Here is a 13726-nt window from a genome sequence, read left to right as displayed (position 1 = left end):
GACTATGGACTATTGACTCTTGACTATGGACTGTTAACAAATGAACAGTATTTCTAAATCATCAAACTCACCTGTAACACCTCCTGTTTATCCTCGATGCGTCCGCGTCTGCCAAAATCGCACTTGCCGCAAGCAAGGCGCTGCTAAAGTATTAGTAGCTTTTGAAGCTATATCTATCCCTGAAGTGACGGTAACAGGTAGCAGCTGTTTGGGACAATGTGGCAATGGACCGATGGTACTGGTGCTACCAGATATGGTTTGGTATAGTGGCGTCCATCCCAGTGAAGTGCCTTTGGTGGTTGAAAAGCATCTACTAAACAATCAAAGAGTTACAAAGATGCTCTATTATCGGTTTCATCCGCAAGGATAAGAGGTTTATTAATAGCCTATAGAGAGGCCTGCACTCTTGTTAACTGAAGCGAGATATCCGATGAATATTCAGCAGCTGCGTGAATCTTTAAAACTAAAGTGGGTGGAATACTATTATAAAAATCGTCCTTGGCTGGTAAAAATGCGAATATGGGGAACCTATGATGGTCAACGCCGACCTTCCTCTGGTTTTATTTTGGCAACTCTGTCAGTTTTAGAACCCCAGCTGGATCAGATTCTTCCTTTTCTTTCGGAACTGAATAACAATCCCGACCAAATAGTTGCAGCTTTAGGTCTTAATTTCAATCCTGAAGAAAAATTGCATTTAATCGAAGAAGATAATCAAGATAATTATGATGCAGATGCACATCACAATCAAATCAACTCTCATTTAAAAAGGATACTTTCCGAAAAACAAACTAACGGGAAAGCTAATCCTACGCTTCAAGTTGCACTTTCATCATCAGGTTTGCACCTATCTGAAAGACGTTTAGAAACTAACGGAGTTGTTGTCAGGCGTAACACAGCCAATAGCAAATCGTTGGTTGCGAGTACAGCTACTACCGAAGTGAAAAATCACAGCAAGTCTGTACCAACACTAGTAGTGATTCACAAGTCAGAAAGTAAGGGTAAGCCTACGCCATTGCTAACAGTAATTAGGAAAGCTGAAAGCAACGGCAAGCCTGCACTAGCAGTGATTTACAAGCCAGAAAGTAACGGCAAGCCTATATTAGCACCAACAGTGATTCGCACAACTGAAAACAATAGCAAACCTGTGGCATCAGTAGTTTTTGCCAGCAAAGTGGAAGGTGACAGGCAGCTTTTACCATCTGTAGTGGTTGCTAGTGATGTAGGAAGCAAAGGCAAGCTTGCGACCATACCACAAACAAACTTTAAAGATCAGTTTAATTTAGCACCTACAAATCAAGCCTGTAAACTTGCTTCTTGGGTAGATGGCTTTTGTCAGGGTGCTGGATGGGATAAAGACGAAGCTATTTTTATCTCATTTTGAATTTTGTCAGAAGAAATATTCTCCCTATCGGGTGCATCACATCATCAATTTATCATCCATAAATTATATTTTTTAAGACCTGACCCCAGAATTTTTTTTATTGGCTTATATCTTGCACCTATTCAGTATTATCAGCCCAAAGCATATTCATTTGCTTTACCTTTGTGTCTTAGTGTCTTAGTGGTTCAAAAATGATTTTTTTCACCACAAAGGTACATAGACACCAAGAAAAATCCATTTCTGAGACAGACATGTGAACAGGGGTATACCTAACTCCTAGTTACCGGGGGTTGTAATTGTAACTAGTATAAAAATCTCGACGGCTAGAATGAGATGGATTGATCCCATCATTGCGGGCGCGACGCCGCAAGTCACCAACATCTGGTGAAACATTGACGGCATCTTCAATACTAATTTGACCAGATAGCATCAACTGACAGAGGGCTTGATTCATAATTTGCATCCCTTCATTGGTACTATTTTCCATTAGTTGGAAGGCTTCTATTTCTTCACCTTTGAGTAGGAAATCTTGCATGGCGGGTGTATTAATCAAAATTTCCATAGCCGCCGTGCGCTTTCCATCTGTTGTAGGCAGCAAAATTTGGGCAATGACAGCGACTAGTGAGTCGAGGATTTGTATTTTTGCAGCTGCTTGCTCATCAGGATTATAAATATTGAGCAAGCGATTAATAGCGGCGATCGCATTTTTTGTATGTAACGTTCCGATAACTAAGTGACCAGTCTGTGCTGCTTTGATGGCAGTATCCACGGTCATGCGATCGCGCATTTCCCCAATTAATATTACATCCGGATCTTCCCGCAACGCCGATCGCAAAGCTTGATGAAATCCATGGGTATGCAACCCCACTTCCCGCTGACTGATTAAACTTTTTTGAGAGGAGTGAATGTATTCGATTGGATCTTCAATGGTAATAATGTGTTTCTGAACTGTCTCGTTGAGATAGCGAATCATTGCCGCTTGGGTGGTAGATTTACCCGCACCAGTTGAACCTGTGACTAATATTAATCCCTGTTTTTTGTTAATAATTTCTTTGAGAACAAGCGGCAAACCTAAATTATCAATCGAAGGCACTTCGAGTGTAATTAGCCTTAATACCATTGCTCCGCCAGTCAAAGTTTCAAAACAGTTGACACGACAGCGCAAAAACTCTGGATAAAAAATAGCTGCATCTAGTTCTTTGTTTTCGGCAAAATGCTGACGCTGAAATGGAGTGAGGATTTCTGATAGATACCCTTCAAAAATTTTTGGTGTAACTGTCTCTCCAGATTGATATGTCACCATTTGACCCCGAATCCGAAATCTGGAAATCTCACCAACACGAATATGAATATCAGAGGCTTTTTGAGTATAGGCATCGCGAACCATCTGCTGAATAGAAATAACCTTTTTCTGTGTTGGTTCTATTCTTTCCCGCAATATATTCTTGGGCGGTGGTGGTAGCGGTAGATGCGGTAACTTGGAAGTCAAAATCTGGGACGTTATTTCTTCGTCCATTAGCGTTTCCCCTGGCAAATATAAATGACATTTAAATTTCAGAGCAAAGGTTTAACTTAATTTGAAAATCGACAAAGTAAACCTTAGACTTTCTTAGATTGTAAATCTTCTCAGTTAATCTACCTATTTAAAAGATTATCTTCATCAACTCTTCAGGAAAACCCTTAGGTAATGTGAATTTCAGGCATTGGTAGGTTAAAAATTAGTTGTTGGTTGATAGTTGCTGGTTGTTTGGAGTTTTCCGACCAACAAACAACAACCAACAAACAACAAACAACAAAGCTATGAAAATTATCAAACGCATTACCACTTGGCTAGAAATCCGTGCTTCTACTCCTGCATACAGTGGTTGGGTACTGATGGGAATTGCCATTTGTTTTTTTGGGGCTGGTATCAATACGATGGCTGGCTGGCTTTATGCTATTAGTGGGGTCAGTTTTGCTTTATTGGGCATAGCATCTGTCTTACCACCGCGATCGCTGTTTGGTTTAGTTGTCAATCGCCGTCCCATCGAGTCAGTCACAGCTGGGGATAATTTGATGGTTGAATTAGAAATTGTCAATACCACCAAGCAATCTGTGAACTTGTTGCAAGTCGCAGATATACTTCCCTTTGTCTTGGGAAAACCACAACAGGCGGCAATAGAAACTATTCCACCCCAAAACAGTTACCGTTGGGTATACTACTACCCTACCCAACGACGGGGTGTCTATCGCTGGCATACAGTCGAACTCGGAAGTGGTGCGCCTTTGGGATTGTTTTGGTGTCGTCGCCAGCGTGACTGTGCAGCGAGAGCGATAGTGTATCCTCCAGTCTTACCTCTGGTCAACTGTCCCCTCATTGATAGAATTGGGCAAGATGATAGCCTCAATGGCGATCCCCGTGGCAAACCCTTGCAGACGGCAAATGAAGGACTTGTGCGATCGCTACGTCCTTACCGCATTGGCGATCCCATGCGTCTGATCCACTGGCGCACTAGCGCTCGCTACGGAGAATTACGAGTGCGAGAGTTAGAAATTGTTACTGCTGGTCACGAAACAGTTATCGCCCTTGATAGCAGCGCTAACTGGGAAGAATCCAACTTTGAACAAGCAGTAATTGCCGCAGCTTCGCTGTATTTTTATGCACAGCGACAGCAAATGCAGGTGCAACTGTGGACAGCATCTACTGGTTTAGTTAAAGGCGATCGCGTTATGATGGAAACCCTGGCAGCAACTAACTTTAGCGAAGATGCTACCAATCCCCTTCCTACAAGCTACCCCTTGATTTGGCTGACACAAAACCCCTTAACTCTCTCCTCGCTTCCTGATGGTAGTCGTTGGGTATTGTGGCAAAGTCTGCAAGCACCACAAGAACAAGCAGTAGTGAATAGAGATTGTCCTGGTATAGTTCTGCAATCAGAACAAAAACTGGAAACTCAACTACAACAAACCTTTAGTTCATAGTTGATTCAAATTTCATGTATTCATAATTCCAATGCCTATAAATTACAAAAGTTAACAACTATGCTTCTTGCTGTTGGCGATCCCAGAAAGCTGAACAGACGAGTATTTGAGGAAATATAGCTAATTTGGAGCGGCTAACAAAAGGGGGGATTCTCCCCAGTAATAGCTTACTAAGGCTGCGGTACAATGCAAAGAAATGTGTAAATTATGAGTAGCCGTCCCTATGATCTCACCAGAAGTAAACTCAAAATCCAGCGACAAGAATTTAGAAGCAATGCGGCATTTTTCCGAACAATATGCTAAGCGCACTGGAACATACTTCTGTTCTGAACCTTCTGTAACCGCAGTGGTAATCGAAGGACTTGCCAAACACAAAGATGAACTCGGATCTCCTTTATGCCCCTGTCGCCACTACGAAGACAAAGAAGCTGAGGTGAACGCTGCTTATTGGAACTGTCCCTGCGTACCAATGCGGGAGCGTAAAGAGTGCCACTGCATGTTATTCCTCACCCCAGATAATGAATTTGCTGGAGACAAACAAGAAATTTCTCTAGAAACAATCAAACAAGTGCGAGATGGCATGGGTTGACCGAATCAGTGAACAGTAACCAGTAAACAGTGGCCAGGTAATTGTCCACTGGTAACTGGTAGATCAAAACAAGGCAATTCATTCATTGATAACTAATTCATAACTAATGACTGATGACCTGCCCCAGCAATTTTGGCAAAGTATAGAGCAGTTTAATGCTGGGGAATTCTATGACTGTCATGATACCTTAGAGGCTCTGTGGATAGAAGCAACAGAGCCAGAAAAAACCTTTTATCAAGGAATTTTACAAATTGCCGTAGCGCTATATCATCTGGGTAATCGTAACTGGCGAGGTGCTACAATCTTGCTCGGAGAAGGCAGCAATCGCCTGCGTCGTTACCCATCCGTTTACGGTGGCATAGATGTAGATGAGTTATTGAATCAGAGTGTCGCATTATTGCGAACATTACAACAAACAGAGCCAGAAAAAATTGCGACTATGAACTTGGGTGAAGATGAAGCTTTGCCCTTGCCCAAGATTGTGCGAGAGAATGAGACTAGGGAATAGGGAATAGGGATCGGGGAATAGGGATCGGGGAATAGGGATCGGGGAATAGGGTATCGGGAATTGAAGTACTGATTTTTCCTATGCCCATTGCCTCATGCCCCTTTTTTGTTGGTAGTGAAACCTTAAGTTTGAGGCAAACGTCAGTTATTCTCAGCAAGTAGCTATCCTGACATACTCAAGTAGTTGAGATAATTAGAATACAAGCTAAAATATTAAATCCCAAATTGCTATGATGCCTTGGTATCAATTGCCTCTATTTTCGATACGTCGCGCTGCATTAGCGTTGATGCTGCCAGCTGCATTTTTAGGTGCGATCGCATTCCCCAATCAGCTACAAATTGCTACAGCACAAACATCAGGACAAACATCAGGAGAAAATCGCCCCATCCAGATTAAATCGGACATACAAGAATACGACGCCAAAACACAAGTGGCAACCGCTCGTGGTAATGTGCAAATGGTGTATGCAGCCCGAGGAATTCAGGCTACAGCCGCCCAAGCCCAATATTTCAGCAAAGAACGCCGCATAGTTCTAAGTGGGAACGTGTATGTTTTGCAACAGGGCGGCAATAGTATCCGGGGTGAGACGGTAACATATTTGATTGACAACGGACGATTTGTTGTTCAACCTAAAGCTGGTCGTCAGGTAGAATCTATCTACATAGTTAACGATAGCCAAGTGAACCAAGCTACTTCACCAGCGCCAGCGACAGCTCCTTTTCAACGCTCTAATTAAGAGTGTTGATGGTTGGTGGATAGTAGTTAGTGGTTAGTAGTTAGTGGTTAGTAGTTAGTAGTTAGTAGTTAGTAGTTAGTAGTTAAAAATTACCCAAAAGCAACCAACAACTAACAATCAACAATCAACAACCAACAACCAACAACCAACAACAAAGGGCAAAGAAAGTGAAAATTGTCCTAGAGAATATTCACAAATCTTATGGCAGGCGAGCGGTTGTCAATCGCGTCAACCTTTCTGTTGCCCAAGGTGAAATTGTCGGATTACTTGGCCCGAACGGTGCTGGTAAAACAACGACTTTCTACATAGCCACAGGTCTGGAAAAACCCGAGCGGGGAACTGTATGGCTAGATCACGATAATATTACTTCACTGCCAATGCATAAAAGGGCGCGATTGGGCATTGGTTATCTAGCACAGGAAGCGAGTGTTTTTCGGCAGCTGTCAGTGCGGGATAATATTCTGTTGGTGCTAGAGCAAACTAATGTGCCACGTTGGGAGTGGCCAAAGCGGTTGGAAACATTATTGCAAGAGTTTCGTTTGGAAAAAGTGGTTAATAGCAAAGGAATTCAATTATCGGGAGGTGAGCGACGCCGGACAGAATTGGCAAGAGCATTAGCAGCTGGTAGGGAAGGACCGAAATTTTTACTTTTAGATGAACCTTTTGCGGGAGTTGACCCAATCGCAGTTTCGGAAATTCAGCATATTATCGAAAAATTGCGCGATCGCCATATGGGGATCTTAATCACAGATCACAACGTCCGCGAAACCCTTGCCATTACAGATCGAGCCTACATCATGCGCGAAGGTCAAATCCTCGCTGCTGGCAATGCAGACGAACTCTATCAAAATCCCTTGGTGCGGCAATACTATTTGGGCGATAATTTTCAGGTTTAGTCATTCGTCCTTTGTCCTTTGTCCTACCCTGCGGGAAGCCCTACTCTACGAGAAGCCGCGCTGTGCGCGTCTACGGGTTCGGGGGTTCGCAATCGTGACGGGAAGCGGAGCCACTGCGGTGGACGGGTCTCCCGGCATAAAGCATGTGGCGTCCAAGACTGCGACCCCTCACCGCTAGCGCGTCTATGGCTAATAACTAATGACTAATGACCAATGACCAATGACCAATGGCTAAATACAAATCTTTCTACACCCTCAATTCGCTGTTGCCCTTTTCCATAATGGATCGCTACCTCGCGAGCGAATTATTGCCACCTTTTTTGTTTGGAGTTGGGGCATTCTCTTCTCTGGGTGTCACAATTGACGCCGTATTTGACTTAGTACGGAAAATAGTAGAATCAGGGCTACCAATAGGCATTGCCTTGAAAGTTTTCTTATTAAAATTTCCCAATTTTATTGTTTTAGCCTTCCCCATGTCCACACTGCTAGCTACTTTGATGACCTACAGTCGTCTAGCTAGCGAAAGCGAATTGATTGCCCTGCGTGGTTGTGGAGTGAGTGTCTATCGCATGGTCTTAACTGCTGTAGTGTTGAGTTTCATGGTGACAGGATTGACATTTGTGTTTAACGAGCAAATCGCACCAGCAGCAAATTACCAAGCATCTCTGACCCTAGACCAAGCACTCAAATCAGACAAGCCAACATTTAAGCAGGAAAATATTTTTTATCCTGAATATCGCAGTGTTGAGCAACAAGATGGTACTAAGGAGAAAATATTAACACGCTTGTTCTACGCTGACAAATTTGATGGCAAGCAGATGAAAGGCTTGACAATTATTGATCGTTCTCAGCAGGGTTTGAATCAAATTGTCGTAGCAGAATCAGGCGAATGGAATGCTTCTCAAAATGTCTGGGATTTCTACAACGGTACTATATATTTAGTTGCCCCCGACCGCTCCTATCGCAACATTTTGCGATTTGAAAAACAACAACTCAGACTACCCCGCACAGCATTAGATGTGGCACAAAGAAGCCGCGACTACGACGAGATGAGTATTGCTCAATCGTTAGAACAATTAGAATTGGAACGTGTTGGCGGAGATGAGCAAAAAATTCGCAAACTAGAAGTGCGGATTCAACAAAGAATTTCCTTGCCTTTTGTCTGTGTAGTTTTTGGCTTAGTGGGTGCAGCAATGGGAACTATACCCCAACGTACGGGGCGAGCCACAAGCTTTGGTGTGAGCGTTATAGTTATATTTAGTTATTATTTATTTCACTTTATTGCTGGTGCAATGGCACAAGCAAATATCCTTTCTCCATTCATAGGGGCTTGGTTGCCCAACTTTGTGTTTACAGGAATCGGTATATTTTTATTGATGCGGGTGGCGCGACGATAGGAATGGTTAGTGGTTAGTAGTTAGTAGTTAGTTGGTTGTTGACTGCTTCTACTATCCACTAACCAATAACTACTCACTAGCTCCTAAAAAGCGATATTTTTGCTCCAATTCCAAGCTAAGAATACAGGCTGTCAACCATACTAAACCTGCGGCATAGCCAGCTACCACATCAGTAGGCCAATGTACGCCCAGATAGAGCCGACTAAAACCGATCGCCACAATTAAGACAGCGCTCAAGGCAAAGATTCGTCTTCGGTATTGAGGAAATTGTTTTGCAAGAAGATAGCCTAGAAAGCCATAAATTACCATTGACACCATTGCATGACCGCTAGGAAAGCTGTAGTGACGCACATTGACAATATAATTCCACAATGCTGGACGTGCTCTACAAAATAGTTCTTTGAGTAGAAAATTTAAGCTGATTGCACCGAATGCAGCTGTGGTCAAAGTAGTTATTTCGGAGCGACGCTTATAATGGCGCAGTCCTGTTCCCAATCCCAAACAAACCAACAGCAAAACTAGTGGCTCACCCAGAAAAGTGACACCAAGCATAATGCGATCGAGAAGTGGTGTGTGCAGTTTCTGAATTGCTAACAAAATGGCTTTATCAAGTCCATATCCGCGCAGTAGTACTGTGCAAGAGATCAGGGTACCAACAGCTACTGATACCAGAACAAGTCGATTGCCTGCTTGGTCTAATTGTTTCAGGTTTTCCTGAACCTTAGCAATAGATGAACCTGTTACTGTTGAAGTAACAGGTGATGTTCGGGCTTGTTTGGTGTAATCTAAAACGATCTCTTGGAGAAGCAGGGCGATCGCATTCGGGCTTTTATCTGGATGGAAAATAACAAGAATATTGCCTGTGAGATGGCTAGCACGAGCTTGTGCAATGATTTCCTCCTCTGACAATCTCAATTCAAGGTATCTTTTGAGAGCTTCCGAATCATGAAGTCCACTTACCTTGTATCTAGCTCTTCCTTTAACAGCAGTATGTATTGCCCGAATCAAAGGAATATCATTGCGGAGATTATCAATAGGAGTGCCCATTTTTATACTGAAATAATCCTCGTGGTGCTATTTGGGACTGTGGGTTGAATGAACTGTGCTGTTAAACTTGCAACAGTCAACAGCAACTTCTAGCTTCATTATGAACTTTATGAACGTTGTTTGATGTAACTATGTGGATGGCTATCTTAAAAAGTAAAACAGCCTTTACATGTTTAAATGTAAATTTTATACTAAAGCAACCGCATAACTAATGACTAATAACTACTGAAACGTTAGGATAAAATCACTATTTTAGTGTGGGTGAGAAATTTATCTAGGACTCGGAGTAGAGTTTTCATTGTTAAAAATTTACATTACTTAAATAAGTACTTGTAAATCTGGGGAATACCTTCTCTAATCTAAAATTTGAGCGCCTTCTGCCACGGCGCTTCTTGTTCGCCCGCAGGTGGCGAACAACAAGAAGCGCCTCCTCTGCCTCCTAGCTTTGATATTCTGTCTTGGTTTTATAGGAATTGCCCATGTCAGATCGTCGTTACCCTCCTGCCTACTTACGCTATCTCAAAGCCAGGTTATGGAATTTAGCACAACCTGGTTTTTGGGGAACAGCTATTTTTTTATCTGTGGTAGGACTGGTAATTAAAGAATACTGGACACACCCAGATTTATTTAATTTCGGGCAAAAAAAGCAACTTGCTGTAAAAAAGCCTGCAAACTCTTCCTTGTCAGCAGAAGATCAAGCTATTGCTGCGGATATTGATAACTTGCCAGTCCTATTTTATGACTTTGATCGCGGAACTCTACCTTCAAAGGCAAGCAATTCTAAAAACACCCAAGCAAACAACAGCCAAGCTTTTTTAGACAATGTGAGCAAACAACAGACAGCAGCTACTGAGGCTTATTTAAATAGCTTGAAGCAAGTTAATTCTGCACCAATATCAAAGCTAGAAAATCCGTTTGTAGCACAAGCAGAAAATTTATTGCAACTAAAAGATTTTCAAAGTGAGAGTAAGTTTTTAGGGGTAAATGGCCTAACGCCGTCGTCTGCTCAAATAGGTACAGCACAATCCTCAACGAATGTGGGGATGGGATTAACTAATCAAATTGACTCTACTCAAAGTACTGTTGTAGTCAGTCCTCTGCAAACAGCACTCAACCAATCAACAAACCAAAGTCTGTCCATTGGGAATGGCGTAACTTCAATTCAAACAAATCCGTTGGGGCGATCGCCGTCCAATACCGGGCTAAATGGAGATGCGATCGCTCCGGTGACAAACGGAATGGGTTATACTCAGCCAACAGTAACCAATTTGGCACAAAACTCCACTTCTATCCCCAATCAAAATTTAGCTCCCCATCCCGCTAATATTCCCAACCAATTTCCCAATATCTCTACTAATCTAAGTGACACTCAGGCAATACCCAGTGTTCAGTCAGGCACATCTGCGGTAGCGCCTATTACCCAAACTCCCACTCAAGGTGCTATCACTCCCAGCAATCCGGGGGTAAATAGCAACTCTGGCAATCCTTCAGGATTACAGCAGTATAATTCTTTTTCACCTTCTCAGTTTCCCGGTCCATATACAGGTGGGAAGCAAATTAATGGTATTTCTTATCCATAAAGAGCGATCGCTCTCTAAAATCTTTGAAAGCTTACCTTTAAACCATCTTTCGGATGAGGGGTTGGGGTCATAATCATTTCCAAGTTCTGTTCGGGTAGTAGTTCCCACTGATAGTGACGTAGCAAGAGGACTGCAAAAATCTTCATTTCCAGTTTCGCAAATTCTTTGCCCAAGCATTCTCGTACCCCACCACCAAAGGGTATGTAACTACAAGGTTTAGATTTGTCTTCTGCTCTCTCTAGGCTAAAACGTTCCGGATCAAATCCTTCTGGGTGGTGGTGGACGGGGTCGCCAAAGAGCGCGACGACGAGCTAATTGTTCATCAGATACGTGCAGGTGCAATAAACGAGCATGAGCATCAATAGTGATCGGATCGTATCGCCTTCTTGGACAAGGGCGATCGCTTTAAAACTCCTTTATTTAGTGTGGCTCACATCACAAAATGTATCAGTTATTTGTGTTACTTAATATTTATGCCAGACAAAATATGATATTAAGTTAAGAATTTGTAATCAGATGGTTAGTAGATAGTGTTAGTGGTTAGTGGTTGCTAGTAGATGATTCCGAGTCAGAAAAAACTACTAACCACCGTATCGGCACAAAGCCTTATACCCCTACTAACTACTAACCACCAACCACTAACATTACTCCCCATACTGCCATGCTGCTTGGAAAAAGTCTTGTTCGCACAACATGGCATAGCGATAAATCGAGTGGAGTTGGGTAGAAGCAGTGGCAAAACGCTCAACCAAACTTTCTAACTGCTGCACTAGTGGCTGAAAATCTCTACTGCTGTAAGTACGAATCCAGTCCGCGTATTGATGATTGGGAATGCCACCCTTAGCCAACTGTTCTCCTAAAAAAGCATATAGACGCATACAGGGAGACATAGCCGCAGCAATTAAACCCACATCCCCACCCCAAGCAGTAGCTAGCAAGAAGTCTGTATAGTGGCGTGTAGCTGCACTTGGTTGTACAGAATGCAAATCAATTCCCCACTTAGCAGCATAGCCTTCATGCAGCCGCAGTTCGTGCAACACACCATCAGCTAAATTGTGAAACGTGGTAAAAGCTTGCCAATCAGGCGCTTTCGCAGCGGCGATGCTGTAAGCACGGGCAAAAGCTTCTAAGAAAAAAGCATCTTGTCCCACATAGTAGGCAAATTTCTCCGATGGGAGAGTACCATAAGCAATACCTTCGACAAAGGGATGTAATAAACAAGCTTGCGCTATGTCTTGATTTGCTTCCCACAATTCAGTAGAAATAGTCATTGGTCATTAGTCATTGGTCAACAGTCAATAGTCAAGGGTCAAGAGTTAATAGTTAGTGGTTAGTGGTTAGTAGTTGGTTGTTTGTTGGTGGTTGTTTGTTGGTGGTTACTACCCCTACTCCCCCCATCTCCCCCTCTTCCTAAAATGGCATGAATTGAAGCAAGACAGAGGTAAGACTTCCTAAGAAGTCCATAAAACTGGGTTTACCACGATCTAACTTTGCGGTTTGGGGTGTTTGCAGTTCTTTAATAAAAGCTTGTGCTGTTTGTCTTCCATCATTATCGTTTTGATTTGTAAATAATTTTTCTGCTATTTGGGCATCTTGAAAAGCGCCTTGTCTGTCAAATAGTTGGTAGCGAGCAATGGCACGAGCTAGGTAAGCACCAGCAAAGTCAGGTTTAGCTGCGATCGCTTGATTAAAATATTCTAAGGCTCGCTGCTGATTACCTTTTTGCGCTTCAGCCACACCCCAAGCATAAAATTCTTCTGGTTTGGCAATTTGTAATGGTATGCCAAATGCACCTTGCAAGTTAGCACTGTTGAGATTAACGCCAGTCAATTCTGCATTGACTAGATAAGTATTTCGCAAGTCTGCACCAATTAGAATTGCCCCATTGAGCTTAGCACCGCTCAAATTTACACCAAATAAACCAGCGCCGCTCAAGTCTGCACCAGTCAAATCAGCACTACTCAGGTTAGCGCGGCTGAGGTTAGCACCTGTAAGATTAGCTCCTTTTAGATTCGCATTACTCAAGTCAGCCATTATTAACCCCGCGCCGCTGAGGTCACAGTTTTGACATTGCTTGCTTGCTAACAACTGTCTTATATGTTCTGAATTCGCAGCGAGAGCAGTTTGACTAAAGCTGATTGTGGCTGTAAATGTTGCTATGGCTAGGATTTGACTTTTCATAATTGGTGTGGCAATATCTGTTGCTTGTACTGAATACTCAACTTTACCGTAGACACATTTATACTTCAGCTGAGATTTTTCGGCATCAATTTTGATCGCGTTTGTAAGAGATTGAGTCCAGAACATACCCGCAGCATGAGTTGTGTTTATTACTGAGGGCTGATGGAAATCTGTTAACTCAGATGAAAGCTAGTGAGGTGAGGACTAGCGTTTGGAGTGTGAATCTATGCCATATCAGGATATTGCGGATTTACCAGACTCTGTGAAAAAGCATCTGCCCAAACACGCGGCGGAGATATTTCTTGCAGCCTTCAACAATGCCGAAAAAGAATATGGTGAAGAGGAAACGGCTTTTCGCGTGGCTTGGGCAGCAGTGAAACGAGACTACGAAAAAGGGGAAGATGGCAATTGGCACAAAAAACCAGAGTAGGACTACATATCTTTGCGCTG

14 protein-coding genes and 1 pseudogene are annotated in these 13726 nt (G+C 42.8%); 10 read left to right on the top strand and 5 right to left on the bottom strand.

The features are described from left to right. Positions 1 to 40 precede the first annotated feature (40 nt). Positions 41 to 370: a (2Fe-2S) ferredoxin domain-containing protein gene (locus FIS9605_RS0105115; protein ID WP_026731620.1), complete on the top strand. Its 330-nt coding sequence runs from the start codon at positions 41 to 43 to the stop codon at positions 368 to 370. A gap of 60 nt (positions 371 to 430) precedes the next feature. Beyond that, the gene (locus FIS9605_RS0105110) at positions 431 to 1381 is read left to right on the top strand and encodes a DUF5331 domain-containing protein (RefSeq protein ID WP_026731619.1); all 951 of its coding nucleotides are present in this window, start codon (positions 431 to 433) and stop codon (positions 1379 to 1381) included. A 280-nt stretch (positions 1382 to 1661) separates the two neighbouring features. Here the strand turns inward: FIS9605_RS0105110 and FIS9605_RS0105105 are convergent, their stop codons facing one another. Further along, entirely contained in the window at positions 1662 to 2897 is a 1236-nt protein-coding gene (locus FIS9605_RS0105105; RefSeq protein WP_026731618.1) for a type IV pilus twitching motility protein PilT, read from the bottom strand. A gap of 284 nt (positions 2898 to 3181) precedes the next feature. Between FIS9605_RS0105105 and FIS9605_RS0105100 the strand changes: the two genes are divergently transcribed. The 6 genes from FIS9605_RS0105100 to FIS9605_RS0105075 all read left to right on the top strand — a co-directional run bounded on the left by FIS9605_RS0105100 (position 3182) and on the right by FIS9605_RS0105075 (position 8468). Beyond that, positions 3182 to 4342, top strand: coding sequence for a DUF58 domain-containing protein (locus FIS9605_RS0105100; RefSeq protein WP_026731617.1), 1161 nt, complete (start codon positions 3182 to 3184; stop codon positions 4340 to 4342). 223 nt (positions 4343 to 4565) lie between these two features. Further along, on the top strand, positions 4566 to 4931 hold the full coding sequence (locus tag FIS9605_RS0105095) for a ferredoxin thioredoxin reductase catalytic beta subunit (protein WP_026731616.1): 366 nt from the start codon (positions 4566 to 4568) through the stop codon (positions 4929 to 4931). 106 nt (positions 4932 to 5037) lie between these two features. Continuing rightward, positions 5038 to 5439 carry a DUF309 domain-containing protein gene (locus tag FIS9605_RS0105090; RefSeq protein WP_026731615.1) on the top strand — a complete coding sequence of 134 codons (402 nt, stop codon included), beginning with the start codon at positions 5038 to 5040 and terminating at the stop codon, positions 5437 to 5439. A 229-nt stretch (positions 5440 to 5668) separates the two neighbouring features. Next, complete coding sequence (locus FIS9605_RS0105085; RefSeq protein WP_026731614.1) at positions 5669 to 6175, top strand: LptA/OstA family protein; 507 nt, start codon at positions 5669 to 5671, stop codon at positions 6173 to 6175. Between the two features lie 167 nt (positions 6176 to 6342). Then, a complete protein-coding gene (gene lptB, locus FIS9605_RS0105080; RefSeq protein WP_026731613.1) occupies positions 6343 to 7071 on the top strand; it encodes an LPS export ABC transporter ATP-binding protein in 729 nt (242 codons plus the stop codon). Between the two features lie 281 nt (positions 7072 to 7352). Continuing rightward, complete coding sequence (locus FIS9605_RS0105075; protein ID WP_035139650.1) at positions 7353 to 8468, top strand: LptF/LptG family permease; 1116 nt, start codon at positions 7353 to 7355, stop codon at positions 8466 to 8468. 69 nt (positions 8469 to 8537) lie between these two features. On the opposite strand, the gene FIS9605_RS0105070 is transcribed toward FIS9605_RS0105075, so the two are convergent. Next, complete coding sequence (locus FIS9605_RS0105070; RefSeq protein WP_026731611.1) at positions 8538 to 9515, bottom strand: phosphatase PAP2 family protein; 978 nt, start codon at positions 9513 to 9515, stop codon at positions 8538 to 8540. A gap of 479 nt (positions 9516 to 9994) precedes the next feature. On the opposite strand from FIS9605_RS0105070, the gene FIS9605_RS0105065 reads away from it, so the two are divergent. Further along, entirely contained in the window at positions 9995 to 11095 is a 1101-nt protein-coding gene (locus tag FIS9605_RS0105065) for a hypothetical protein (RefSeq protein ID WP_026731610.1), read from the top strand. 14 nt (positions 11096 to 11109) lie between these two features. Here FIS9605_RS0105065 and FIS9605_RS40600 read toward each other — a convergent pair. From FIS9605_RS40600 to FIS9605_RS0105050, 3 genes and pseudogenes are all read right to left on the bottom strand, one after another. After that, positions 11110 to 11379: pseudogene (locus FIS9605_RS40600) on the bottom strand (cytochrome P450); the annotation flags it as partial. A 360-nt stretch (positions 11380 to 11739) separates the two neighbouring features. Continuing rightward, complete coding sequence (locus FIS9605_RS0105055) at positions 11740 to 12366, bottom strand: TenA family protein (protein WP_026731609.1); 627 nt, start codon at positions 12364 to 12366, stop codon at positions 11740 to 11742. Between the two features lie 139 nt (positions 12367 to 12505). Continuing rightward, positions 12506 to 13276 carry a pentapeptide repeat-containing protein gene (locus FIS9605_RS0105050; protein WP_026731608.1) on the bottom strand — a complete coding sequence of 257 codons (771 nt, stop codon included), beginning with the start codon at positions 13274 to 13276 and terminating at the stop codon, positions 12506 to 12508. A 226-nt stretch (positions 13277 to 13502) separates the two neighbouring features. Between FIS9605_RS0105050 and FIS9605_RS0105045 the strand changes: the two genes are divergently transcribed. Further along, a complete protein-coding gene (locus FIS9605_RS0105045; RefSeq protein ID WP_026731607.1) occupies positions 13503 to 13706 on the top strand; it encodes a ChaB family protein in 204 nt (67 codons plus the stop codon). Positions 13707 to 13726 lie beyond the last annotated feature (20 nt).

It is taken from the genome of Fischerella sp. PCC 9605 (assembly GCF_000517105.1).
GTDB lineage: Bacteria > Cyanobacteriota > Cyanobacteriia > Cyanobacteriales > Nostocaceae > PCC9605.
Note: the sequence above shows the minus strand (reverse complement) of the source record. Positions and strands in the feature narration are given on the sequence as shown.

Coding starts and splice junctions, on each gene's coding strand:
- FIS9605_RS0105115 (WP_026731620.1), top strand. CDS start 41: ATGAACAGTATTTCTAAATCATCAAACTCACCTGTAACACCTCCTGTT.
- FIS9605_RS0105110 (WP_026731619.1), top strand. CDS start 431: ATGAATATTCAGCAGCTGCGTGAATCTTTAAAACTAAAGTGGGTGGAA.
- FIS9605_RS0105105 (WP_026731618.1), bottom strand. CDS start 2,897: ATGGACGAAGAAATAACGTCCCAGATTTTGACTTCCAAGTTACCGCAT.
- FIS9605_RS0105100 (WP_026731617.1), top strand. CDS start 3,182: ATGAAAATTATCAAACGCATTACCACTTGGCTAGAAATCCGTGCTTCT.
- FIS9605_RS0105095 (WP_026731616.1), top strand. CDS start 4,566: ATGATCTCACCAGAAGTAAACTCAAAATCCAGCGACAAGAATTTAGAA.
- FIS9605_RS0105090 (WP_026731615.1), top strand. CDS start 5,038: ATGACTGATGACCTGCCCCAGCAATTTTGGCAAAGTATAGAGCAGTTT.
- FIS9605_RS0105085 (WP_026731614.1), top strand. CDS start 5,669: ATGATGCCTTGGTATCAATTGCCTCTATTTTCGATACGTCGCGCTGCA.
- FIS9605_RS0105075 (WP_035139650.1), top strand. CDS start 7,353: ATGGATCGCTACCTCGCGAGCGAATTATTGCCACCTTTTTTGTTTGGA.
- FIS9605_RS0105070 (WP_026731611.1), bottom strand. CDS start 9,515: ATGGGCACTCCTATTGATAATCTCCGCAATGATATTCCTTTGATTCGG.
- FIS9605_RS0105065 (WP_026731610.1), top strand. CDS start 9,995: ATGTCAGATCGTCGTTACCCTCCTGCCTACTTACGCTATCTCAAAGCC.
- FIS9605_RS0105055 (WP_026731609.1), bottom strand. CDS start 12,366: ATGACTATTTCTACTGAATTGTGGGAAGCAAATCAAGACATAGCGCAA.
- FIS9605_RS0105050 (WP_026731608.1), bottom strand. CDS start 13,276: ATGAAAAGTCAAATCCTAGCCATAGCAACATTTACAGCCACAATCAGC.
- FIS9605_RS0105045 (WP_026731607.1), top strand. CDS start 13,503: ATGCCATATCAGGATATTGCGGATTTACCAGACTCTGTGAAAAAGCAT.